Origin of the sequence: Rhodococcus sp. SG20037 (genome assembly GCF_031763325.1) — a bacterium.
Lineage (GTDB): Bacteria > Actinomycetota > Actinomycetes > Mycobacteriales > Mycobacteriaceae > Rhodococcus_F > Rhodococcus_F qingshengii.
Window position 1 is genome coordinate 3,333,333 of sequence record NZ_CP134497.1, and the last position, 24,871, is coordinate 3,358,203.

The 24,871-nt window shown below is 64.6% G+C and carries 18 protein-coding genes; 10 read left to right on the forward strand and 8 right to left on the reverse strand.

Features of this window, described 5'->3' with window-relative positions; all coding sequences use genetic code 11:
- Nucleotides 1-5: 5 nt before the first annotated feature.
- Nucleotides 6-704 (reverse strand): HAD family phosphatase, encoded by a 699-nt coding sequence (locus RHP72_RS15370; RefSeq protein WP_042450985.1) that lies wholly within the window; start codon nt 702-704, stop codon nt 6-8.
- Nucleotides 697-4,266 (reverse strand): methionine synthase, encoded by a 3,570-nt coding sequence (gene metH, locus RHP72_RS15375; RefSeq protein WP_047270513.1) that lies wholly within the window; start codon nt 4,264-4,266, stop codon nt 697-699. Before metH ends, RHP72_RS15370 begins: the two co-directional genes overlap by 8 nt.
- 168 nt (nt 4,267-4,434) lie before the next feature.
- On the opposite strand from metH, the gene RHP72_RS15380 reads away from it, so the two are divergent.
- From RHP72_RS15380 to RHP72_RS15405, 6 genes are all read left to right on the forward strand, one after another.
- Nucleotides 4,435-5,289 carry a PAC2 family protein gene (locus RHP72_RS15380; RefSeq protein ID WP_223257810.1) on the forward strand — a complete coding sequence of 285 codons (855 nt, stop codon included), beginning with the start codon at nt 4,435-4,437 and terminating at the stop codon, nt 5,287-5,289.
- A complete protein-coding gene (locus tag RHP72_RS15385) occupies nt 5,286-6,446 on the forward strand; it encodes an MFS transporter (RefSeq protein WP_397517588.1) in 1,161 nt (386 codons plus the stop codon). The genes RHP72_RS15380 and RHP72_RS15385 overlap by 4 nt, the downstream gene beginning before the upstream one ends.
- 146 nt (nt 6,447-6,592) lie before the next feature.
- On the forward strand, nt 6,593-7,678 hold the full coding sequence (locus RHP72_RS15390) for a hypothetical protein (protein ID WP_081557899.1): 1,086 nt from the start codon (nt 6,593-6,595) through the stop codon (nt 7,676-7,678).
- Nucleotides 7,679-7,711: 33 nt separating this feature from the next.
- Nucleotides 7,712-9,217: a TIGR02677 family protein gene (locus RHP72_RS15395; RefSeq protein WP_007733760.1), complete on the forward strand. Its 1,506-nt coding sequence runs from the start codon at nt 7,712-7,714 to the stop codon at nt 9,215-9,217.
- The gene (locus RHP72_RS15400; RefSeq protein WP_063316380.1) at nt 9,214-10,656 is read left to right on the forward strand and encodes a TIGR02678 family protein; all 1,443 of its coding nucleotides are present in this window, start codon (nt 9,214-9,216) and stop codon (nt 10,654-10,656) included. The genes RHP72_RS15395 and RHP72_RS15400 overlap by 4 nt, the downstream gene beginning before the upstream one ends.
- Nucleotides 10,653-14,828, forward strand: coding sequence for a TIGR02680 family protein (locus tag RHP72_RS15405; protein ID WP_209908718.1), 4,176 nt, complete (start codon nt 10,653-10,655; stop codon nt 14,826-14,828). The genes RHP72_RS15400 and RHP72_RS15405 overlap by 4 nt, the downstream gene beginning before the upstream one ends.
- 57 nt (nt 14,829-14,885) lie before the next feature.
- On the opposite strand, the gene mshC is transcribed toward RHP72_RS15405, so the two are convergent.
- Both mshC and RHP72_RS15415 read right to left on the reverse strand, forming a co-directional pair.
- Nucleotides 14,886-16,127, reverse strand: a complete 1,242-nt coding sequence (gene mshC, locus RHP72_RS15410; protein ID WP_063316379.1) for a cysteine--1-D-myo-inosityl 2-amino-2-deoxy-alpha-D-glucopyranoside ligase — start codon at nt 16,125-16,127, stop codon at nt 14,886-14,888.
- 10 nt (nt 16,128-16,137) lie between these two features.
- Nucleotides 16,138-18,228, reverse strand: coding sequence for an MMPL family transporter (locus RHP72_RS15415; RefSeq protein WP_225320402.1), 2,091 nt, complete (start codon nt 18,226-18,228; stop codon nt 16,138-16,140).
- A 127-nt stretch (nt 18,229-18,355) separates the two neighbouring features.
- On the opposite strand from RHP72_RS15415, the gene RHP72_RS15420 reads away from it, so the two are divergent.
- Complete coding sequence (locus RHP72_RS15420; protein ID WP_003946187.1) at nt 18,356-18,817, forward strand: MarR family winged helix-turn-helix transcriptional regulator; 462 nt, start codon at nt 18,356-18,358, stop codon at nt 18,815-18,817.
- Here the strand turns inward: RHP72_RS15420 and RHP72_RS15425 are convergent.
- The 4 genes from RHP72_RS15425 to RHP72_RS15440 are packed head-to-tail and all read right to left on the reverse strand — an operon-like array spanning nt 18,814 to nt 21,879.
- Nucleotides 18,814-19,620 (reverse strand): SCO1664 family protein, encoded by an 807-nt coding sequence (locus RHP72_RS15425; RefSeq protein WP_030537533.1) that lies wholly within the window; start codon nt 19,618-19,620, stop codon nt 18,814-18,816. The genes RHP72_RS15420 and RHP72_RS15425 overlap by 4 nt on opposite strands.
- Before the next feature lie 4 nt (nt 19,621-19,624).
- Nucleotides 19,625-20,224 (reverse strand): DUF3090 domain-containing protein, encoded by a 600-nt coding sequence (locus RHP72_RS15430; protein ID WP_003946200.1) that lies wholly within the window; start codon nt 20,222-20,224, stop codon nt 19,625-19,627.
- 55 nt (nt 20,225-20,279) lie between these two features.
- Nucleotides 20,280-20,975 carry a histidine phosphatase family protein gene (locus RHP72_RS15435; RefSeq protein ID WP_003946173.1) on the reverse strand — a complete coding sequence of 232 codons (696 nt, stop codon included), beginning with the start codon at nt 20,973-20,975 and terminating at the stop codon, nt 20,280-20,282.
- 58 nt (nt 20,976-21,033) lie between these two features.
- Nucleotides 21,034-21,879 (reverse strand): undecaprenyl-diphosphate phosphatase, encoded by an 846-nt coding sequence (locus RHP72_RS15440; RefSeq protein WP_030537531.1) that lies wholly within the window; start codon nt 21,877-21,879, stop codon nt 21,034-21,036.
- 228 nt (nt 21,880-22,107) lie between these two features.
- On the opposite strand from RHP72_RS15440, the gene RHP72_RS15445 reads away from it, so the two are divergent.
- From RHP72_RS15445 to RHP72_RS15455, 3 genes are all read left to right on the forward strand, one after another.
- On the forward strand, nt 22,108-23,043 hold the full coding sequence (locus RHP72_RS15445; RefSeq protein WP_003946175.1) for an aldo/keto reductase: 936 nt from the start codon (nt 22,108-22,110) through the stop codon (nt 23,041-23,043).
- Between the two features lie 92 nt (nt 23,044-23,135).
- Nucleotides 23,136-23,822, forward strand: a complete 687-nt coding sequence (locus RHP72_RS15450; protein ID WP_192712386.1) for a heme oxygenase (biliverdin-producing) — start codon at nt 23,136-23,138, stop codon at nt 23,820-23,822.
- Nucleotides 23,819-24,826, forward strand: coding sequence for a hemin ABC transporter substrate-binding protein (locus tag RHP72_RS15455; protein WP_042450998.1), 1,008 nt, complete (start codon nt 23,819-23,821; stop codon nt 24,824-24,826). The genes RHP72_RS15450 and RHP72_RS15455 overlap by 4 nt, the downstream gene beginning before the upstream one ends.
- The last annotated feature ends 45 nt before the right edge of the window (nt 24,827-24,871 follow it).

The following is a 24,871-nucleotide window of genomic DNA, read 5'->3' on the forward strand; positions in this document are numbered from 1 at the left end:
CCAGCCTAACGTGCCGCGCTCGAGTGAACGTCGTGAAGATCGTGAATGGACAAGTCCACCAGAGACTCTCGAAACACACGTCCAGGGCCGGCCGGGACGTCGACCTCACACGGAACGACGAGCACCGCGCAACCCGCAGCGCTGGCCGACGCCGTGCCGGTCGGCGAGTCCTCGATCGCAAGGCACTGCGCAGGCTCGAGTCCGAGCAGATGCGCGCCGCGCAGGTACGGATCCGCTGCCGGTTTCCCGTTGGGGACCTCGTCGCCACACACCGAATGGTCGAAGAACTCACGGCCGAGCATGCCGAGTGCCCGATCGACCAGAACTCGCTCGGTGTTGGTGACCAGTGCAGAACGCAAACCACCGTCACGCACGGTCGACAGTGCGTCGCGAGCACCCGGCCGCCAGGTCACGCCGTCCTCGAACAGATCACCGACGCGGGTGTACATCCAGTCCTTCGCCTCGGCGATGGCATCGGGATGCTTCTCCAGGCCGAGCGCGTCGAACACCGTCGCAAGGGCGAAGGGACTCGACGCACCGATGACGGCAACGCGTGTCGCTTCCGTCATCGGTCCGCCCAGGCGTAGGGACAGCTCACGAAGCGCGATGTCCCACAGCTTCTCCGAATCGAGCAGGGTGCCGTCCATGTCCCACAGGACACCACCGAGCGTTGATTCGGATACTTCGGTCAACAACTCAGACATTGAAATACTTTGCTTCCGGGTGGTGCAGGACAAAAGCGTCCGTGGACTGCTCGGGATGCAGCTGCAGCTCCTCGGACAATTCGACGCCGATTCGTTCGGGTTCGAGCAACGCAACCAACTTGGCTCGATCCTCGAGATCCGGGCACGCGCCGTATCCGAACGAATAACGAGCGCCGCGGTACTCGAGATCGAAGTAACCGGCAACCTCGGTGGGATCCTGCTCCGCGACGGTGTGACCCTCGGGAAGCACTAGCTCTTCACGGACGCGTCGATGCCAGTACTCGGCCAGAGACTCCGTGAGCTGGACACCGATTCCGTGAACCTCGAGGTAATCGCGGTACGAGTTCGATGCGAACAACTCGTTGGCGAAGTCCGCGATCGGCTGACCCATCGTCACCAACTGGAACGGGAGTACGTCGACCTGCCCGGTGGCCTCGGCGTCCTTGCGCGAGCGAACGAAGTCCGCGATGCACAGGAAGCGGTCGCGGTGCTGGCGCGGGTAGGTGAATCGGAACCTTTCGGGTGCATCCGGTTTCGGCTCGGTGAGCACGATGACGTCGTCGCCCTCCGAGATCGCCGGGAAGTACCCGTACACGACCGCGGCATGCGCGAGGATGCCCTCGGACGTCAGCCGATCGAGCCAGTACCGAAGTCGCGGACGGCCTTCCGACTCGACCAGTTCCTCGTACGTCGGACCGTCGCCCTTGCGCTGACCGCGAAGGCCCCACTGGCCGAGGAAAAGAGCGCGCTCGTCGAGCAGCCCCGAGTACTCGGACAGCGAGATTCCCTTGACGATGCGCGAGCCCCAGAAGGGAGGTGTCGGCACCGCGATGTCGGTTGCGACATCGGAACGCTCCGGCAGGACCACGGGAACCGCTGCAGCCTTACGCTTTTCGGCGATGCGCTTGGAACGCTCGTGACGTGCCTTACGCTCGGCAGCCTTCTCGCGAGCAGCGATGGCCTCCGGGCTGTCCGGCGCCGGGCCGCCACCACGCTTGGTCGTCATGATCTGGTCCATCAAGTTCAGACCCTCGAAGGCGTCGCGGGCATAGCTGACGTCGCCCTCGTACACCTCCTGCAGGTCGTTCTCGACGTAGGAGCGCGTGAGCGCCGCACCACCGAGCAGAACCGGGAACTTCTCGGCGACTCCGCGTGCGTTGAGTTCCTGGAGGTTTTCCTTCATCACGACAGTGGACTTCACGAGCAGTCCGGACATGCCGATCACGTCGGCTTTCTTGTCCAACGCGACGTCGAGGATGGTCGCGATCGGCTGCTTGATACCGATGTTGACGACCTCGTAGCCGTTGTTGCTCAAGATGATGTCGACCAGGTTCTTGCCGATGTCGTGAACGTCGCCCTTGACGGTCGCGATCACGATGCGACCCTTGCCGTCCTCGTCGCTCGCTTCCATGTGCGGTTCGAGGAATGCCACGGCAGCCTTCATGACCTCGGCCGACTGCAACACGAACGGCAACTGCATCTGTCCGGAGCCGAACAGCTCGCCGACGGTTTTCATGCCCGAGAGCAAGGTCTCGTTGATGATGGCCAGCGGAGGCTTGATCGTCATCGCCTCGGTGAGGTCGTCGTCGAGGCCGTTGCGCTCGCCGTCGACTATGCGGCGTTCGAGCCGGTCGAACAACGGAAGTCCCGCCAGTTCCTGCGCACGGGACTCACGCGCCGACGCTGCCGAAACGCCCTCGAACAGAGCCATCAGCTTCTGCAGCGGGTCGTACCCCTCGCTACGACGGTCGTAGACGAGGTCGAGTGCGGTTTCACGCTGCTCGTCAGGAATTCGGGCCATCGGCAGAATCTTGGACGCGTGAACGATCGCCGTGTCCAGACCTGCCTCGGTGCACTCGTGCAGGAACACCGAGTTGAGGACCTGCCGTGCGGCCGGGTTCAAACCGAACGAGATGTTCGAGATACCCAGGGTGAAGTGGAGTTCCGGGTACGCAGCCTTGAGCTGACGGATGGCTTCGATGGTCTCGATGCCGTCGCGTCGCACCTCTTCCTGACCGGTGGAGATGGGGAAGGTCAAGGCGTCGACGATGATGTCGGACTCGGCGAGTCCCCAGTTTCCCTTGATGTCCTCGATCAGACGCTTGGCGATGGCGACCTTCGTCTCGGCGGTGCGAGCCTGGCCCTCTTCGTCGATGGTCAGGGCGACGACCGCCGCGCCGTGCTCCTTGACCAGAGTCATGATCTTGTGGAAACGCGATTCGGGGCCGGCGCCGTCTTCGTAGTTGACGGAGTTGACGGCGCAGCGGCCACCGAGGTGCTCGAGGCCGGCCTGCAGCACGGCAGGCTCGGTGGAGTCGAGCATGATCGGCAGCGTCGAGGACGTCGCCAGGCGGCTGGCAAGTTCCGACATGTCGGCGGCACCGTCGCGGCCCACGTAGTCGACGTTGAGGTCGAGCATGTGTGCGCCGTCGCGGGTCTGGTCCTTGGCGATGTCCAGGCACTTCTGGTAGTCCGCGGAGAGCATCGCCTCGCGGAAAGCCTTGGAGCCGTTGGAGTTCGTGCGTTCGCCGATCATCAGGATGCTGGCGTCCTGCTCGAACGGCACTGCCGAGTACAGCGAAGAGGTGCTCGGCTCGTGGATCGGCGTGCGCTGGGCCTTCTCGACCTGACGAACCGCGTCGGCGACCGCGCTGATGTGCTCGGGCGTCGTACCGCAGCAGCCACCGACGAGGCCGAGTCCGAACTCGGAGACGAAACCACTGAGGGCTTCGGCCAATTCGTCGGCAGTCAGCGGATACTCGGCACCCTTGGGGCCGAGCTGCGGCAGGCCGGCATTGGGCATGACCGACACCGGCAGCGTGGAGTACTTGGACAGATGACGGAGATGTTCACTCATCTCGGCCGGCCCGGTGGCACAGTTCAGACCGATCATGTCGATACCGAGTGGCTCGAGTGCCGTCAGCGCCGCACCGATCTCACTGCCCAGGAGCATCGTTCCGGTTGTCTCGACCGTCACGTGCGTGATGATCGGCAACCGCAGTCCGAGTTGCTCCATCGCACGCTGGCTGCCGAGGATTGCAGCTTTCACCTGAAGCAGGTCCTGGCAGGTTTCGACGAGGATGGCGTCGGCGCCACCGTCGATCATGCCGAGCGCAGCTTCGGTGTACGCGTCACGCAGGACTGCGTACGGTGCGTGTCCCAGGCTGGGGAGCTTGGTTCCCGGTCCCATCGAGCCGAGTACGAATCGGGCCATGCCGTCGCGGCCTGGTCCCATCTCGTCCGCTACTTCACGGGCGAGAGCAGTGCCTTTTTCCGCGAGTTCGCGGATCCGGTGAGAGATGTCGTAGTCGGCGAGGTTGGGCAGGTTGCAACCGAAGGTGTTGGTCTCGACGGCATCGGCACCAGCGGCGAAGTACGCACGGTGGATGTCTTTGAGCACGTCGGGACGGGTGTCGTTGAGGATCTCATTGCACCCCTCGAGGCCGAGGAAGTCGTCCAGGGTGAGGTCCGCGGCCTGCAACATGGTGCCCATCGCTCCGTCGCCGATGACAACGCGCTGTTTCAGCGCATCAAGCAGGGCAGAGTTAAATGGGGCAGACATGCCGTCCAGAGTAGTGGGCGCACCGACAAGCTCTGGCCGTAGGCTGGGTGGGTGAGTCCAAGTGAGTTCCCCGTCACTCCCGACGGCCCGGTCGATTTCGATGATTCCGCGGCCTTCGAGAGCCCTGACGGCTTTGCCGTCGACAGCAGCGACCGCCTCGAGGGCGACATCCCTGTCCTACGTGATCCCATCCTCGTTGCAGCTTTCGAGGGCTGGAACGACGCCGGTGACGCAGCCAGCGGTGCGGTCGAACATCTCGAGCTGATCTGGGATGCCCAGCCGCTCGCCGAACTCGATTCAGAGGACTACTACGACTATCAGGTCAACCGCCCCACAGTCCGGCAGGTCGACGGTGTCACTCGCGAAATCGTTTGGCCGGCAACACGTTTGTCGGTCTGTTCGCCTCCTGGCAGCGAGAGCGACATCGTCCTGCTTCGCGGGATCGAACCCAACATGCGGTGGCGCAGTTTCTGCGAGGATCTGCTCGAGCTGATCGACCAACTGAACGTCAAGACGGTCGTCATCCTCGGCGCCCTGCTCGCCGATACTCCGCACACCCGACCGGTCCCGGTGACGGGCACGGCCTACAGCAGTGAATCCGCCGCCCGATTCAACCTGGAACAGACGCGGTACGAAGGCCCGACGGGCATCACCGGGGTTCTTCAGGACGAGTGCGTTCGTGCTGGTGTACCCGCCATTTCGTTCTGGGCGGCGGTTCCGCACTACGTCTCGCAGCCACCCAACCCGAAGGCCACAGTGGCCCTCCTTCAACGAGTCGAGGATGTTCTCGACATCGAGGTCCCACTCGGGGAGCTCCCGGCTCAGTCGGAGGATTGGGAGGAAGCGGTCAACGAAATGACCGCGGACGACGAGGAAATCGGCGAATACGTGCGCACCCTGGAAGAACGGGGAGACGCCGAAACCGACATCAGCGAAGCAATCTCCAAGATCGACGGCGATGCCATCGCCGCGGAATTCGAGCGCTACCTCAGACGGCGAGGCCCCGGCAGCTTCGGACTGTGAGCAAGAACACTCCAGAAGGAGGCGGAAGTACACAGCGCCCACTGCGCCTCCGGCTTCAGCTGATCGCGCTGTACGCCGGCGGGTTCCTCGGCCCGTTCGGCGGCGGCGTGGTTGCTTCGATCCTTCCCGAGATCGGTGACGATCTAGGGGTCGGTCCGTCGGCGGCCGCCTCTTCCCTCACCGCGTACCTGCTCCCCTTCGCCGCTCTGATGTTGGTGTCGGGGACACTCGGGACGCGGTGGGGCAAGGTTCGGACGGTGCGCATCGCTTACGGCGTCTACGTCCTCGCGTCGTTGGCATGCTTCCTCGCCCCGACACTCGAGATCTTCCTTGCCGCCCGGGTACTGCAGGGCTCCGCGAACGCATTCACCACGCCGCTACTGCTTGCCTCGTTGGCGGCCGCAACACCGCAGGCACGGCTGGGTCGAGCCCTCGGAGCCTTCGGCGCTTTCCAGGCCGCAGGGCAGTCGTCGGCTCCGTTGATCGGTGGACTGGCGGCCGAATTCGACTGGCGTCTGGCCTTTCTCGTCATCGCAGTGGCCGCGGGCATTCTGGGAGCCGTCGGACTTCCGAAGTCCGAAGCACCGGCAGCGACCACTCCCGCCCGTCTCCGCGATGCATTACGCCCCGAAGTGCTCCGCATCGGTATCGCTGCATTGCTCGGCTGGGGCGCCCTCGGTGGACTGAGCTTCCTGCTCGCCTTCCGCTTCGAAGACGAGTTCGGGCTGTCCCCCACCGTCCGCGGCCTACTGCTCACCGTCTTCGGCGTGGCCGGCATCCTCTCGGCCCGGCGCATCGGAATCCTCATCGATCGCATCGGCGCACGCTCCTCCGTGATGATCGGCGCCCTGGGCGGAGCAGTTCTGGTCTCCGTAGTCGGCCTTGCCGGCTTGGTGCCGGTGATCGCGATCGCATGGTTTGCCGCAGGCGTCGCGAGCCAGTTCGTGCTGGTCGGCGTCAACGCAGCGGTCCTCGGATCCGCGGGGCCGAACCGTGGCGGCGCCGTGTCCGTCGTCCAAGCGATGCGCTTCGGCGGCGCCGCTCTTGCTCCCCTGGCCCTGACACCGATTTACGACTCTTCGCCTGCCGCGAGCTTCCTGATCCCCGCACTACTGCTCGCCGTCGTCGCTCCCCTGATCATGCCGAAGCAACGCTGATCGGTCTCGGCAATTTCGAATTCGAAGTTGTGTAGGTAGTGAGTTTCTCGGCGAAAGCGACCACCGTTGTCGCGAGGCTGTCGGGGCGAACATTATTCGGAAAATCTTGTGTTTCCGTCGTCGACAGATATTGATACCATTGGAACATGAGCGATTCTGAGTCGGAACCGGAACGGCCGATCGACATTTTTCGGCGATCGGTTGCCGTCATCGAAGAAAATTTGCCTCCTACCTGGTCTTTGTCGACACAGCGCTCCCCCGACCTGTCCGAGGCGCCACTCCGACTCGACCTCCGCTCCCCTGACGGTGCGGTGGCCAAATTCGGCGTCTACGCCGCGCACGGTGTCCTGAGCAGCGACGTTCCCGGTATCGCCGATCGCTTCCCCACCGGTCAACCCGGCTTCGTGTGCGCAAAATATCTGTCCGAGCCGGTCCGCCGGCAGCTCGATTCCCACGCGATCTCGTACGCAGACGCCACGGGCAACGTGTCGTTGACCGCTGATCGACCCGCCGTCTGGGTGCGTGGACGCGGAGCCGACGCCGATCCGTGGCGGGGGCCCGGACGTCCTTCCGGACAGCTGACGGGCGATCCGTCAGCTCGCGTCGTGCGTGCGCTTGCCGATTTCGCGGCGCCACTGGCGATCACTGCCTTGGTGCGCCTGGCCGGTGCGTCGACGGGAGCAACCTATCGGGTGGTTCAGACACTGTCGGATCGTGAACTGGTGACCAGGCTCCCCCGCGGTGGGATCGGTGACGTCCGCTGGCCGAAGATGCTTCGTGAATGGGCGGCTGAGGCCGGGGCCAAAGCGCCGACGCCTCACGGCTTTCACGCGCCGGACGGGTTGGAAGCACTCTTCGATCAACTGCGTCAGCTCAGCGGTCACATCTACGCCGGTACCGCCTCGGTGGCCGCCGCACCCTTTGCTCGGTACGCGCCCACTCGACGTGCCCACTTCCATGCCGACAACGTCGATCAGTTCGCCGACGCTCTCGGACTACGGCGGGTGGAATCCGGCGGTGACGTGTGGATCACCGCTCCCCTCTCACCGTCTGCCTTCGACCGATTGCTCACCCGCGACGGCATCCGCATCGTCGCCCCCAGCCAAGCGTTCGCCGATCTGCTGGTCGGCCCGGACTCCGACGAGGCGGCGGCCGAGCACCTGCTCACATGGATGATCGAGAACGAATCGCAGTGGCGACGCGCCGCATCCCCTGCTACGGATCGCCCGTAGGAAAAAGAGGGGGCGTCTCTCGCCTACCCTGTCATGGTGGAAGAAACGAGTGCGCCCGATTACGCCGCGTACGCCGACACCAATCGACTGAAGCTGTTTTCGTTCACGATCGCGGAAAAACGGGCCGAGTACCTCTGGGTACTTCGTGCCTTCGACCATGCTCGCGCCAACTACACCGTCCTGCTGCATGCCGGAGCCGTCGCGCACATCCTCGAGAAGATCGGTGGATCGGATCCGGCGGCCGATCTGTCGGCAGCAGAGGTCACTCCCCTGTTGGATCAGCTCCACGTGTGGGAGATCCTCGAGCGCAGCTACGACGGCACCCGCGCGGCCACGCTGGCCGAGTACCGCAATCGCCACTTCGTCTACCAGTTCGGTCAGGCCGGATACCAGGTCTATCGATCAGTCGAAGACGTTCTCGCCGCACGCCTGGACTCGGCGTCGCTCTCGCGTCTCGCTCTGCCGGACCTGCTCGCAGACATGTCCGAACTCGCCGAGGCCAACCGAAGCTCCGACGGCGATCTGATCTTCCGCAAGCTCAAGCGCCTCGACTCGACACTCTCCGACATGGCCGATCGAGCCGCGCACTTCTATCTGACCCTCGGGGACCTCGTACGGACCACGGAGATCACTCCGCAGGCTTTCCTCACGCACAAGGACGCTCTGCTCACGCACATGCGGGAGTTCAGCTCCGATCTGGCGCGCTACGCCCCCAAGCTCAAGGAAGCGATCGAGCACGTCGAATCCACCGGGGTCGATCGCATGATCCGCCTCGCCGCCGCCAGTGACGAACGGGTGTTCGTCCCGATCACCGAACGCGAAGACGACTGGGCTGCGCGTTGGCGAGGATTGACCGCCTGGTTCGTCTCCGCGGAATCGGGGATCAGCGAGTCCGAGCGTCTACGTGAGGGCACGATGAGCGCGATCGCCGCGGTTCTGGCGCTACTTCGCCGCGTCACGGAAACCCGTCGCGGCGGCGTCAGCCGTGAGAGCCAGCTCCGGCACCTCGCCGGCTGGTTCGCCGCCACGCCGTCCGAAGACGCAGCTCATGCTCTGTTCCAGGCAGTGTTCGACCTCGGTCGTCCACGCCATCTCTCGATGGTGCATCCGGACGCCGACATCATTTCGCACTCGCGCTCGTGGTGGGAGGCACCGCCGGTCGAGATCGCGCGAACACTCGCCGAAACCGGCCGCCCGCCCTCACCCGGCTTGCCGAGCAAAGTCGCCCGCAACGACGGCAGCATCCGCCGCCTGCGCGAAGAGCAGTTGGCGGCGCAACGTACGCGCAGCGCCGCGGCGCAATCACTCGCGTCGAACGGTGTTTATCAGCGCGAACTCAACGAGCAGGAGACCGAAGTTTTGCTGAGTCTGCTCAATGCAGCACTGACCGCGCGCGTTCCGGTGGTGGGACGCGTCAAGAGCTCCACCGGTAGCGAGAACGGGGTGAAGCTGACACTCAGTCCCTCGGACGGTTCGACCACCATCAAGACTGCTCGCGGACGAATGCATCTCGACGGCATCGAGGTCAGTGTTCGATGAGAGCTCGCGAGATCACGCCCCTTGCCCTCGACTCGTATCAACGCGCGGCGCGAGTGATCCTGTCCAACCACCTGATCACCTCGACGTACCCGGATCGAATTGCGTTGCCGCTCTTGCGCCGTTGGGCCACCGAACTGCGTGACGACCTTCTCGAACTGTTCGGCTACCGCCTCGAGGTGACGGAGACCACCGCGCGCCTGTTCACGGTGTCGGATCGGCTCAACCCGTCGGCACCGGCCAGAACTGCCTCCGAGCGAACCTTCGATCGCACGCGCTACGCGTACCTGGCGTTGTGCCTGGCCGCATTGGGCCGCGCCGGAAACCAGATCACGTTGTCAGAGTTGGCCGATCACGTGGCGGCCGACGCCGCGCAGGTCGACGGCGTCGAACTCTCCACCGATCGTGCGTCCGACCGCGACGCCTTCGTCGACGCAGTGGGCTGGCTCGGAGTCAGAGGCGCCATCGCCCTCGCCGACGGTGACGCAAACGGCTGGGCGTCCAATCCCGAAGCGGGAGAAGCGCTCTACGACATCGATCGTTCCGTCGTCGTAGCGCTGTTCCGTCCACCGCGCGCCCTGCAGCACCTTCACTCCATCCGCGGACTCCTGGCCGCCGAGACCTCGAGCGCCTCCGAGGACGACGGAATTCCCGTGGACGCGAAAGAGATCGGACGCCGAGTACGTCGGGCACTCGTCGAGCGCCCGGTCGTACTGGCCGGTGAACTCGATCAGCACGAATTGATCGCGTTGGCGCAGCCCAAGACCGCGTCGGAAGTCGAACTACTGACGGGGTTGGTGGCCGAGCGTCGCGCCGAGGGAATCGCGATGATCGATCCCACCGGCCGACTCTCCGACGTCCGCTTCCCGAGCACCGGAACGATCGCTCAGGTGGCACTTCTCCTGGCCGGCGAGATTGCCGACCGCGTACTCGACGTCGACGCTCCCGAACTGCCGATACTTCCGATCCCGCACGTGTCGGACGATCACCTGATCGAACAACTCGATGCCGCCATCCCCGAGGCCGGGATCTTCGAGGACCTCGCCGACGAGGACGACGACTTCGTGCTGCCCGCCGGCGAACCGGCCGAGCCACCCCCACCCGTCACGTACCCGAAAATCGACGACGACTGGCTCGCTGACAAGGTCACCGAGTTGGTGGACCAGTTCGGGCGAACTTTCGCGGCGCAGTGGCAGGCCGATCACAACGGGCTGCGCAAGCAGGCGCTCGGGTTGCTGCAACGTCTGCGCCTGACGCATGCGGTCGACGGCGGCGTACTGGTGTTGCCCGTCCTTGCCCGGTACCGCGACGTCGTGGTCTCCGTGCGCGAACGCGATCCTCAGATCGACTTCGCGGTGGACAACTCCGCACCGGATCCGGTCGACGAATTCGGCCCCGAACCTTCCCCCAACGGCGAACTATCAGAGGTAGAGAACGTATGAGCAACGCCCGCTTCCGACCTACTCGGGCTGGAATCATCAACCTCTGGGATTACCGAGACCAAGAGTTCTCGTTCGCCGACGGTCGACTGGTTCTGCGGGGACCCAACGGATCCGGCAAGACCAAGGCCCTCGAGGTCCTGTTCCCGTTCGTCTTCGACGGCCGCATCGAACCGCGGCGCCTCAACCCGTTCGCCGGTGAAGAGCGCACGATGAAGTCCAACCTGCTCTACCGGGGTCAGGACAGCGCGCACTCCTACGTGTGGATGGAGTTCTGCCGCGGCTCCCTCGAAGATCCCGAGTCGGTGACCGTGGGCATCGGCATGCGCGCAACACGCACCAACGACAAGGTCACCCGCTGGTACTTCGTCGCCGACGGCCGCGTCGGAGTCGACTTCTCGCTGATCGGCAACGACGATCGTCCTCTCACCAAGAAGCAGTTGGCCGAACAACTCGGCAGCGATTCCATCACCGACCGTCCCCTCGACTACCGCACAGCCATCGACGCGCGAATGTTCGGTCTCGGTGTGCAGCGCTACGACCAGCTGATCAATCTCATTCTCACGCTTCGCCGCCCCCAGCTCGCGAAGAACCTCGACCCGAAGGGCCTTTCGCAGGCACTCACCGACGGTCTCCGTCCACTCGACGATCAGTTGGTCCTCGAAGCTGCGCGTTCGTTCAGCGACATGGAGGAAGTCGGCCGCGCGCTCGAGGGGCTCGCGGCCGCCGATCAGGCAGCCCAGAGTTTCATCGGGGTCTACACCAAGTACCTGCGTCAGCAGTCTCGCGGAGAGATCGAACAGGTCAGCACCCGCCTCGCAGCGGTCACCAGAGGTGTTGCCGCCATGGACGAGTCGTCGCTCGCCCAGACCCGCAGCCGTGAGGCGCGGGCAGCAGCCGAGGAGCGCTTCAACCAGGCCGAGCAGGCACTCGAGAACGCGCGCGCCAATGTCGAAGCACTGCAACGCTCGAGCGCGTACGAAGGCAAACAGCAACTCGACGACCTCGCCCAGGCCGTCGCGACGCTCAAGCTCTCGACCGAGCAGCAGGCAGACAAGTCCCGGAAAGCGCAGGCCGCACTCGCTCAACGCGGCGACGAAGCCGACAAGGCTGCATCGTCGGTCAAGCGTGCGGCCGAAGCACTCTCGCGCGCCGAGGACGAACTTCAGGCAGCAGCCGAGGACGCCGGCATCGTCTGGACTCCCCTGCCCGACGGCTCACGCAGTGACCAGATCACGGCAGCCGTCCGTGGCCATGCCGAGGAGCGTGACGGTGACGTACGCGTCGTCCGCACCGCACTGGCGACCGTCGAGAAGGCGGCGACCGAACGAACCCGGGCCGAAAACAGCTCTCGCCGTGGACAAGAGCTGCTCGAAGCGTCCAAGGCCGCGGTACTCGAGGGCGAAGCTGCCGTGGAACTCGCACGCAGTCAGTGCGCCAGCGGGCTGCGCGCGTGGTGGACCGATCACTCCTCCCTGTTTTCGGCTGTCGGCGCCGACACGTCGCTGTTCGAAGCTCTCGACGCGGCGCTCGCCGAGGTCGGCGACGAAGACGCTCCGGCGCTGTCCGCAGTTCTCGCCGAGCACACCGTGGCCGGCACCGAGACGCTGCGCGAGCGTCGACGTGAGGCCGAAGCTGAAATATCTGCATCACACGCCTCCATCGCGGCTCTCAAATCCGAGCGCAAGGCCGTCTCGGCGGAACACGACGACGCTCCGCCTGCCTTCCACGCACGCTCCGACAACCGCAGTGAACTGGGTGGTGCACCGCTGTGGCAGTTGGTGCGCTTCGCCGATTCCGTCGAACCAGAGGTGGCCACGGGAATCGAATCCGCACTCCAGGCGGCAAATCTGCTCGACGGCTGGGTCTGCCCGGACGAGAAGATTCCCGAGCACGTCAGCGAGCAGTTCCTGACGGCTCTGCCCGTCAAGCAGCGTCCGAAGGGACGAACGCTGGCCGACGTCCTCGAGGTCGAAGGCAATGCCGACGTACCCGACGCTCGGGTACAGGACATTCTCGCGTCGATCAGTCTCGTCGAGGCGCCAGGCGACTCCGATGCAAGCGTCGCGATCGGCGTCGACGGCCGCTTCTGGCAGGGCGTCGCGCGTGGCCGGCACGTCAAGGCCGATGCCGAGTACATCGGCACCACAGCACGGGCGCGTCGACGCGAGGCTCGGATCACCGAGATCGATGCGGCTCTGGAAGAACTTGCCGCGGCAGTCGATACGGCCAAGGCACTGGTGGCGCAGACCAACGAGCAACTGAGCCGGATCAACTCTGCGGCAAAGGAATTGCCGAAGACAGGTTCGATCCTGCGCGCACTCAAGACGGTCACCGAATCTGCCGGCGCACTCCGTACTCGCTCGGAGGCCACGGAAACGGCACAACGCGAACTCGATGCGGCGATCGCTGATCTCGCGGCGAAGGAAAAGCAACTCCGAGCGACGGCGTCGCAGCACCGGACGCCGCATATCGGCCGTGAACTCGATTCCCTCGCGGCGGCGATCCGTCATTTCGAGAAGCAGGGCGAACTGGCGCTGCGCTGCCGACGGGAGCATGCCAAGGAAGTCGAACTCGAACGCGAGTCTCGCGACCGTCTCGACGAATCACGCGCCAATGCGGAGGAATTCGCCGAGGAAGCCGCCATCGCCGAGGAGAGTCTGCTCCAGCAGGTGCAGCGTCTCGAGACGCTGCGCGACACCCTCGGTGCCAGCGCCGAGCAGATCGACCTGGACCTGGCAAAAGCCCGCGCGAAGATCGAAGAATGCAAGGTCGAACAGCGTGCGGCGCGAAAGGCATACGACGCCGCCGTCCTCCAGATCGGCACGGCGGAGGGTGCGTACAACACCGCCGTGGAGACCTTGCGTCACACCCTGACCGAAACCCGCAGTGATGCAGAGCGACTCGCACCCTACGCGCGCCCGGACCTTCTCGAGTTGTTGGGCGTCAAGGATCACCTGAGCTGGCCGGCCAGTTCAGCGGCGTGGATGAGCCCCGATCAGTTGGTCTACCGCATCCAGAACGAAGATCGCAGCGAGGACGCGGCCCACCCGCCTGTCCTCCCCGAAGACGTCGACAAGTTGTACCGAGCGCTCGAGGCTGCGACCTCGGCAGTCCGAGTCACCGACGGCGCCCGAAAGGCAACCCGCACGGCACTGACCTCGGCGCTGCAGGACTTCGACGCGCAACTCGCAGCAGCCGGACAGGACTACCGTCTGCAGTGGGATGCACCGGATGGGCTGACCGTCGTACGAGTCCAGGACGATCAGGGCTATTCGTCGATCGGCGAGTTCGCAACGCGGATCCACGACGCTCGCGGCGATCAGGAGCAGTTGCTCACCGAATCCGAGCGTCGCATTCTCGAAGATGCCCTGTTGACGGGATTGGCTCAGCAGATCCACGAGCGCACGGTCGACGCACGCGAGTTGATCGCACAGATGGGCACCGAGATGCGTGAGCGTCGGATGTCCTCAGGCAATACCATCGGCGTTCACTGGGTGCTCGCCGACAACCTCGACGACAGCTCGCGGGCGATCTCCAAGCTGCTGGATCGAGACGCGTCGGCCCTCGGCGTCGATGAACTGGCAACTCTGCGAGCACATTTCGCGACGCAGATCCGTACCGCCCGCGCGGCGCACCCCGAACGCTCGTACCCGGAGATTCTGTCCTCGGCGCTCGACTACCGTCAATGGCGCGTGTTCTCGTTCACCCTCATCAGCGGTGAGGGCAAGGAAGACCGTCTTACCGTCGCGCGGCACAGCGCGCTGTCCGGTGGCGAGCAGTCCGTCTCGCTGCACCTTCCGCTCTTCGCGGCGGCGCACGTCATGTTGGACTCGGCCGACCCGCACGCCCCGCGTCTGCTGGCACTCGACGAGGCTTTCGCCGGTGTCGACGACAACGGTCGCAGCGAGCTTCTCGGCTTGAGCGTTCAGTTCGACCTGGACCTCTTCATGACCGGCTACGACCTGTGGATCACATACGCAGACGTCCCCGGGTGTGCGCACTACGACCTCGCGCACTCCACGGCCGAACAGGCTGTCAGCGCCGCGCTGCTGGTCTGGTCGAACGGTGAGCTGCTCGCCGAGCACGACGGAACGGATCTGGCGAGGGCATTGGGCTCGCCGCTACGGCGCCGGGTACCGACACCAGCCGAAGGTGCGTTGGACTACGCCTAGAAACTGCTGTGCGCCTTTATTAACCGCGGGCGGTTAATAAAGGCGCACAGCAGGGGTTCAGCGAAGCGAAATACCCAGTAGGGCGTCGACGGCATCGGCGAACTCGCCGGGTGCCTGCGTGTCGGATCCGCCGCCCTCGATGGCGCGGCGGGCCCAACCGTCGAGCGCGTCGAGCGCCTTCGGGGTGTCGAGATCGTCGGCCAGGTGCTGACGCAAACGCGCAACAGTGTCAGTGGCTGACGGCGCAGAACCGAGAGCCGCGGCCTCGCGCCACACCTTCAGGCGCGACTGAGCATCCGCGAGGACCTGATCAGTCCACGCGCGATCCTGGCGGTAGTGGCCGGACAGCAGTCCGAGACGGATTGCCGCTGGGTCCACCCCCTCACCGCGCAGCTTGGAGACGAAGACCAGGTTTCCGCGACTCTTCGACATCTTCTCGCCGTCGAGACCGATCATGCCGGTGTGCACGTAGTGCCGCGCGAAACGGCGATCACCCGTTGCCGATTCGGCATGCGCCGCCGAGAACTCGTGGTGCGGGAAGATCAGATCGCTGCCACCGCCCTGGACGTCGAAGCCGGAGCCGATGCGGTTGAGTGCAATGGCCGCGCATTCGATGTGCCAGCCGGGGCGCCCCGGTCCGAAGGGCGAGGGCCACGAGGGCTCGCCCGGACGCTCCGCACGCCAGACGAGAGCGTCGAGCGGATTGCGCTTTCCGACGCGTTCGGGATCTCCGCCGCGTTCGGCAAAGAACTTCTCCATCGTCGCGCGGTCGTAGCCCGACTCGTAGCCGAACTGCTCGGTCGCGTCGGCACGGAAGTAGACGTCGGGGAACTCCGCGTCGTCGACGATGTACGCGGCGCCGGACGCCACGAACTTCTCCACCAACTCGACTACTTCGTTCACCGATTCGACGGCGCCGATGTAGTCCTTCGGCGGAAGCACACGCAGCGCTTCCATGTCCTCGCGGAAGAGAGCCGTCTCACGCATGCCGAGGACGATCCAGTCCTCGCCGTCGCGATTGGCTCGCTCGAACAGCGGGTCGTCCACGTCGGTCACGTTCTGGACGTAGTGGACATCGTGTCCGGCGTCGCGCCAGATGCGGTTCACGAGGTCGAACGTGAGGTACGTGGCCGCGTGGCCGAGGTGGGTGGCGTCGTACGGGGTGATGCCGCAGACGTACATCGTCGCCTTCTCGCCCGGGGTGACGGGGCGAACCTGACGGTCGGCTGTGTCGTACAGCCGCAACGGCGGCCCCTGACCGGGAACGGACGGGAGTGCGGTATCGGACCAAGACTGCATGCTGCCGAGCCTAGTGGAGACTGCTCTGAGGCTGGGAAGGTGCTGGCTGATCCTGCTCCGGTTCGGGCGTCGACGCGAGCTTGCTCGGCCACCAGATCTTCTGACCGATGTCGTAGGTCAAGGCCGGTACCAGCAAGGATCGGACGATCAGAGCGTCGAGCAGGACACCGAACGCCACGATGAACGCGATCTGGGCGAGGAACAACAGCGGGATCACCGCCAACGCCGAGAAGGTTGCTGCCAGAACAACTCCGGCAGATGTGATCACCCCGCCGGTCACCGTGAGTCCCCGCAGAGCGCCCGCCCTGGTGCCGATCTTCAGCGCTTCCTCACGCACCCTCGTCATGAGGAAGATGTTGTAGTCGATTCCCAGAGCCACGAGGAACACGAACGCAAAGAGCGGGACCACCGGATCCGCGCCGGGGAAACCGAAGATGTGGTCGAACACCAGCGACGAAATGCCCAGTGTCGCAGCAAACGAGAGCACAACGGTGCCCATGAGAAGCAGCGGTGCGAGAAGCGAACGCAGCAAGAGCGAGAGAATCACGAACACCACGATGATCACCACGGGAATGATGAGTGTCCGGTCCCGTGTCGAGGTGGTCTTCGTGTCGAGGTCGGTCGCAGTGACGCCACCGACCAATGCGTCGGCGCCCTCCACTGAGTGAACTGCATCACGCAGTCGCACGATGGTGTCTTCGGCCTCGAGCGAGTCGGCAGCGTCAGTCAACGTCGCCTGCAGGGAGACTCGCCCGTCGACAACCAGAGGCGCTCCCCCGTTCTGCACGACGCTTACGTCGCTGACACCCTCCACGCGACTGGCTGCCGCAACGGCATCCACTTGGTCTGCATTCGCGATGACCACGGCCGGTGAACCCGAACCCGCGTCGAAGTGCTCGCCGAGAATCTCCTGGCCTGCAACCGAATCGACATCGAGCAAGAAGATGTCGGACGACGAGACACCGCTGGCTTTGAACTGCGGCATCATCATCGCGAAGATCACCAGCACCAGCGTCGACGCCACCCAGAAGCGGCGCGGATGCCTACCGATTCGAGCAGCGAGCCCGGCCCAGAACCGGTGATCGTTCGCCTCGTCGTGGTGCTCGCGGTCGGCATCGAACTTCGGCTTGGTCGGCCAGTACGCCGTCCTCCCGAACAGAACCAGGACAGCAGGTAGGAAGGTCATCGATGCGAGGAAGGACGCGGCGATACCGATGGCGGCCACCGGACCGAGTCCGCGGTTCGAGTTCAGGTCGGAGAGCAACAGGCACAGAACGCCCGCGATGACCGTTCCTGCAGACGCTGCGACAGGTTCGAGCGTCGCGCGCCACGCAGTGCGCATTGCTGCGTACTTGTCCTTCTCGATCCGCAATTCTTCCCGGTAGCGAGAGACCAGCAGTAGCGCGTAGTCGGTGGCGGCACCGAACACGAGGATGAACAGGATGCCCTGGCTCTGACCGTTCAGTGCGATGACGTCCGCGTCCGCGAGCAGATACACGAGCAAGCTCGACAATCCGAGTGCGAAGATCGCCGAGAAGATCACCACGAACGGCAGGATCGGGCTTCGGTAGACGATGATCAGGATCACGATCACGACGGATCCGGCTACCAACAACAGCAATCCGTCGATACCGGCGAATGCTGCCGACAGATCCGCAACCTGCCCAGCGGGGCCGGTGACCTTGACTGTCAGTCCGTCAGGGCTCGACTCCAGCGCCGCGCGCAGCGCTTTCACGCTGTCCTTGACTTCGAGGGTGCTGTCGACCGGCAGGAACATCTGGAGTGCCTGGCCGTCGGCCGACGGGATCGGCGGCGATGAGGCGTCGCCGAATCCTTCGGTACCGACAAACGAATCGACGGTCTGGGAAAGGAAGGTGGAGTCGGCGGGCTCGAGGCCACCCGGTCGTTCCGCCACGATGATGGCCGGCACGAAGCGCGTGTCCGTGAAGCTCTCTTGAAGCTTTGCCACCTCGGTCGCTTCGGCCGACGCGGGCAGGAACGACGTGTTGTCGTTCTGCTGCACCGTGCTGAGCTTTCCGGCGAACGGACCGCCGAATCCTCCGATTGCCAGCCAGCCGATCACGAGGAGAGCTGGCACAATCCATCGAAGGCGACGAACAGGACGATTTTGTACTGGTGTGCTCACTGGGTCTCCAGGGATCGGCAGCAGAGGACTTGCCGACTATTTTGTTCAGCATGCTGAGTAATTGCAAACGGAAGGCAGAAAAATGAGCAGCGACGGCCTGGACGACTGGCCCACCGGCCGGCTGTTGTCCACCGCTGCACGCCTGGTGGAGCACTCGTGGGAGAAGGTCTTGCGGTCTCAGGACATGACGCACGCGGGCCTGATCGTGCTCCACTCGATCGCCGGTGGGGCGGCGTCTCAACGCGACATCGCGAAGAACGCCCGCGTCACCGATCAGACGATGAGCCGCACGATCGACCGTCTCGAACGAGCGGGTTACGTCACTCGTGACACCGATCCGAGGGACGAGCGTCGGCGCGTGATCGCGATAACCGACGCCGGAAGACTGACGTACGAGCGACTACTGACGCTCGAGAAGGAAGATGCGGCGTTGACCGTCGGCGTCGGGGATGTCGCCGCGCTGCGCGAACAACTACTGCGATTGGTTCGCTCACCCGGATTGAAGACGGCAACTCGCGAACAGCAGGAAACGTCTCGCGACTAGAAGGCCGGCCAGGGAATCGTTCGATGGCCGTTCGGCTCAGGCATCACCGCGGACTCGGCGAACTGCATCGCCCGCACCGCCAAAGCCACGATCTCTTCCTCGGTGATCAGTTCGGACAACTCGTCGCCGAGATCCCCGTCGAGAGTTGTCGCGAATTCGGCGACGTCGGCGATCAAAGCACCGGGTACGGGCTGCCCGGCCCACCCCCACAACACGGTCCGCAGCTTGTTCTCCGAGTGAAGACAGATTCCGTGATCAACGCCGTACACCGAGCCGTCGACGCCTTCGAGGGCGTGACCACCTTTGCGGTCGGCGTTGTTGATGAGGACGTCCAGAACGGCCATTCGCTGCAGCCGTGGATCGTCCGCATGGATCAGGGAGACTGGTTCACCCTCCGAGTCGAAGGCCTGCAGGACCTCGAACCACCCCGGCGGAACGTTGCCGGGACTGCACAGGTCCACCATCTCGAGTCCGCCAGATCCATCCGCGCGGCGATCGACGGTGTCGATCCATCGCTGCACCATGCCTGGACCGAAGGGGCCGTCCCGCAACACTGTTCGCGGAATCACTCCCCAACCCAGCGCCTCGGACACGCGGTACGACGCGACCTCACGCCCCGCCAGAGTGCCGTCCGGGAAATCCCACAGTGGGCGTTCACCCCGGACCGGCTTGTAGACCACGCGGGTGGACTTCTCCCCCAGAGTCGACTCACATACCAGCGTGGCGTTGCTCGCCGTGGTGATCTGACCGATCAGAGTCAGATCACCCTCGAGCAGCACGTCCGGCACACCAGGTTCGGACACGACGTCAGACCTCGTCGTCGTCTGCGTCGTCGATCGCAAAACCGAAGGACTCGCCGCGTCGGTACCCATTGGTGCGGATGCAGACGTGTCCCTCGGGCGCCAACGGTTCACCACACAGCGGGCACGGCGCGCGTCCCGCCGCGATGACGCGTTCGGACCGCAGCGAAAACTCGCGCGCTTGCTCCGGAGTCAGGAACACACGGACCGCGTCCGGACCGTCGTCGGCGTCGTCGAGGACAACCGATTCGTCGAACTCCGTCTCGCTGACGGCAAGCAGCTCCACGACGACCGCCCCGGCATCGGCGTCCCAACCGAGCCCCATCGTGCCGACCCGGAACTCCGCGTCGAGTGGTGTGACCAGCGGGCTGAGGTCGGAGACGTCGTCGGCTTGTGGCGGAACCTCGGTTCCGAAGCGTCGATGCACCTCTTCGAGGAGTAAGCCCATGCGATCGGCGAGAACCTGAACCTGCTGCTTCTCGAGCAGCACACTCACCACCCGTGATTCGTGCACGGCCTGGAGATAGAAAGACCTGTCACCGGGTTCGCCCACCGTTCCTGCGACAAATCGGTCAGGAGTGCGAAATACGTGAATCGCGCGCGACATTGCACCTCCTCGAGTTCGAGCAGAACATCACTGAATACCCATTATCCGTCACAGCTCACGCACCGACCTCTCCGCCGGGGACGGACTCCTGCGCGGGAGCCGAACCGTTGGTCGCGGCCTTCGCCGCACCGATCGCGGCGAGCACGTCTCCGGTGTCGTTGACGCGAAGAACGAACGGCAGTGTCGCCGTGTAGCGAATCACACTGACCGAGGCGGGCTCGGCGACGATGCGCTGGAACGAATCGAGATGCATCGCAAACGCGTCGGCGAGAACCGATTTGATGACGTCACCGTGCGTGCACGCGATCCAGACGACGTCCTTGCCGTGTTCTTCGGCCAGCCGTGCGTCGTGCTCTCGGATCGCGGCAACGGCTCGCGCCTGTACCTGGGCCAGCCCTTCACCGCCGGGAAACACTGCACCGGAAGCGTGGCGCTGCACCACTTTCCAGAGCGGTTCTTCCAAGAGTTCCTTGAGCGGGCGACCCGTCCAGTCGCCGTAATCGACCTCGATGAGGCGATCCTCGACCACCGGCGTCAGACCACGGTCGACGGCAATGGGGCCGACCGTCTGCTCACACCGCAACAGCGGCGAGCGGACGATCTCCGCGATGTCCAGACCGACCAGCCGATCGACGACGCCTTCGGCCTGTTTCCGGCCGTGGTCGTCGAGTTCCACACCCGGCGTTCGACCGGCCAGGGTATGGGCAGTGTTGGACGTCGACCGCCCGTGCCGCAGTAGGACAACTGTCATTCCACAACCCTAATGGGGCGGTGGCCGCACGGACGGGTGGTCGACGTCGAAACGGGCCCTATGTCGCGGACACGACCCCTGTGGCCAGCAACGCAAGGACGACTACGCCGAGAGCGATTCTGTATCCGACGAACCAGTACATGGAGTGATCGACAACAAATCGAAGCAGCCAGGCGATCGCTGCGTAACCGACTGCGAAGGCGATGACGGTTGCCACCAGCAACTGCGGACCGCTCGCGTTCAGACCCTCACCGGCCGGCTCGAAGGCATCGGGGAGGCTGAACAAACCGGAGGCGAGAACTGCCGGAATCGCCAACAGGAACGAGTAACGGGCTGCGGCCTCACGGGTGAGTCCGAGGAAAAGGCCGGCACTGATCGTGCCACCCGAACGTGAGACACCCGGGATGAGCGCGAGTGCCTGAGCCGAACCCATGATGATGCCGTCGCGCGCTGTGAGCGATTCGATCGGGCGCGTCTTGCGTCCGTAGTACTCGGCAGCAGCGATGACGAGCGCGAACACGATCAGCATCGTGGCAATCAGCCACAGATTGCGTGCGCCGGTACGGATCTGGTCTTTGAAGAAGAACCCGAGGATGCCGACCGGGATGGTGCCGATGATGACATACCAGCCCATCCGGTAATCGAGATCGCCCCGGTGCTCGGCATTGAACACACCTCGGAACCAGGCAGTGATGATCCTCACGATGTCGCGTGCGAAGTAGATCAGGACCGCCAACTCGGTGCCGAGCTGCGTCACCGCGGTGAACGACGCGCCGGCGTCACTGCCGAAGAATATCTCCGACACGATTCGCAAATGTCCGGAAGACGAGATGGGCAGGAACTCGGTCAAGCCCTGCACGAGGCCCAGGATCACGGCCTGGAGCCAGGTCATCGCTTCGCCCATCACTCACCGATCCCGGCTGATTCGAATGGGGTTACTGCACACAGGTTTCGTGTGTCGGGTTCACGTTTCACCGGCGCCACGCTACCGGGGCCCACGGCGCCGCGCCGCGCCCGGCACGTCCGTGTCCGAATACCCCGACTCGAGGCGAGCGCCTACTAGTCTGCACGTGGTGAGATCTCTCGGGTGCCGCACTTGCGCACACGAGTCGGGCGCGAGATGCAGGCGGTTATGAAGCACAGATCTGTCGGAACGAGCGGACTTCGGGTCTCGCGACTTGGGCTCGGCACACTGACATGGGGACGCGACACGGACGGCGACGAGGCTGCTGCGCAGCTACTCGCGTTCGCCGAGGCCGGCGGAACCCTGGTCGACACCTCGCCCGCCTACGGCGCCGGTGCGGCGCAACGAATCCTCGCCGAGTTGCTCGACGACGTCGTTCCACGTGACGAACTCATCATCAGCTCGAGCGCCGGCATCGACCCCACACCGATCGGCACCGACCGCGTCGACTGCTCGCGGCGCGGATTGCTCCGCCAGCTCGACGCGACTCTTCGTGAACTCGGAACCGACTTCCTCGACATGTGGCAGGTCGCAACCTGGGATCCGCTCACGCCCGTCGACGAGGTTGCAGCAACCCTCGACTATGCCGTCTCGAGCGGCAAGGTGCGGTACGTCGGAGTGCGCGGCTACCTCGGCTGGCAGCTCGCGACGGCCGTAGGAGCCGGTGGCGCAACAACACTCGCCGCGACGCAGGCCGAGTACTCGTTGCTCGCACGCGGCGTCGAGGAAGAATTGTTCGCAGCGGCGGCCCATCACGGCGTCGGAGTGTTCGCCGCAGTACCCCTCGCTGGCGGTGTGCTGACCGGCAAGTACCGCGACGGCATTCCCGTCGATTCCCGCGGCGCCGACGAAGCACATTCGCAGGATGTGCAGAGCTATCTGACCGATTCCTCGATCCGGGTGGTCGACGCAGTCGTTACCGCTGCCGACGGTCTGGGTACTTCCCCACTGGCGGTGGCACTGGCCTGGGCGCGCGATCGCGCCGGGGTGGCCAGCGCCGTCGTCGGCACGCGTGATCTCGCCCAGTTGACAGGAGTACTGGCAACCGAAGAATTGGAACTTCCGAAAGCGATTGCCGCGGCTCTCGACGATGTGAGCGCTTGATCTGTCCCGCTGATCGAAATACCGGAGGTATCGTGTTGGCGAGGGCAGGCTAACCTAGTAGGCAACGCTTGACTACAGCCTCAGGAGAATCAATGACCACGCTCGACGTAGACAGCCTTTCCGCAGACGCAGGCCCAGCGTTCTCCGAACGAATCAAGACCGAGACGGACGCAGCACACCGCGAGACGGAGCAGTCGCGATTCGTAGGCGCACTACTCGGCGGTGAGCTGACCACGGCTGGCTACGCCGCACTTCTGGGACAGACGTACCTCGTCTACACGAGCCTCGAAGAGGCCGGCCGCACACACGCCGACAACGAGTTGGTCGCCCCGTTCCTGTCCGAGGATCTGTTGCGCGTGGCTTCACTCGAAGCCGATCTCGAGTTCCTCGGCGGACCGAACTGGCGCGACGAACTCGTGGCACTGCCGGCAACCGAGCGCTACATCGCCCGCCTGAAGGAGGTGGCGTTCGACTGGCCTGCCGGCTTCGTCGCACATCACTACCTTCGGTACATGGGCGATCTCTCGGGCGGACAGATCATCCGCCGGATGCTCGAACGCGCCTACGGATTCGAGACCGACGGACTTCGCTTCTACATCTTCGAAGGCATCCCCAAGCCGAAGCCTTTCAAGGACGACTACCGCTCGAATCTGGATGCACTGCAGATTCCTGCCGAGGAACAGCAGCGTTTCATCGACGAGGTGAATCTGGCGTACCGCCTCAACGGCGACTTGTTCGCCGACCTCGAAGTCGACATCGAGAGCTACCTCGTCAAATGATGAAGCGCTTGGCCGCGGCGGCTCTGGTCGCAGCAGCCGGTTTCGGTCTGGTGGCTTGCGGGTCCAGCGACACTTCGACGACATCTCAGGGTGCCAGGACCGCGGTACTCGAAGATTCCAGCCCGGTTCCCGTGTCCGACAACCCGACCGCGACACTGCCCGTGACGGTGAAGAGCTTCGACGGCGTCGACGTGACCATCACCGACAACAGCCGGATCGTTGCGGCCGACCGCTACGGGACGCTCGCGACGACGACGGTGGCGCTCGGCCTCGGTGACAATCTCGTCGGCCGCGACACCGCCGCCAAGTTCCCCGCAGTCGCGGACGTGCCGGTTGTCACGGTCGGCGGCCAATCGCTCAATACCGAGGCAATTCTCGACCTCAATCCCACCGTTGTTCTCACCGACACCAGTATCGGGCCCAAGAGCGTCCAGGATCAGTTGCGCGCCGCCGGTGTTCCCGTCGTCTTCTTCGATCCGACCCGAACACTCGAGGGTGTGCCGGGACAACTCCAGGCCGTCGCCGACGCGCTCGGCGTCCCCGCCCAGGGCGCAGCGCTGGTCGATCGGACCGAATCGGAAATCGCTGGAGCTCGCGATCTGGTCCCCACCGAGGGCGATCCACTGAAAATCGCGTTCCTCTACATGCGCGGATCGGCCATCACCATGATCGGCGGTGAAGGGTCCGGAGCAGATTCTTTGATCGAGGCACTCGGCGCCACCGATGCAGGAACCGCCTCGGGCATCACACAACAGTTCGTGCCCATCACCAGCGAAGCGCTCATCGCCGCAGCGCCTGACGCCCTGCTGATGATGACGGACGGATTGGCATCGATCGGCGGAATCGACGGCCTCGAAAAGGTCCCTGGCATCGCTCAGACGCCGGCTGGAAAGAACAAACGAGTAGTCGACATGGCGGACGGTGTACTGCTCAGCTTCGGGCCGAACACCGGACGCGTCATGGCGGCACTCGCCGAAGCGATCTACGAGCCCGGTGGATCGTGAGCAAAGATTCGTGAGTGCTGATTCGTGAGTACAGAGACAGGTAGT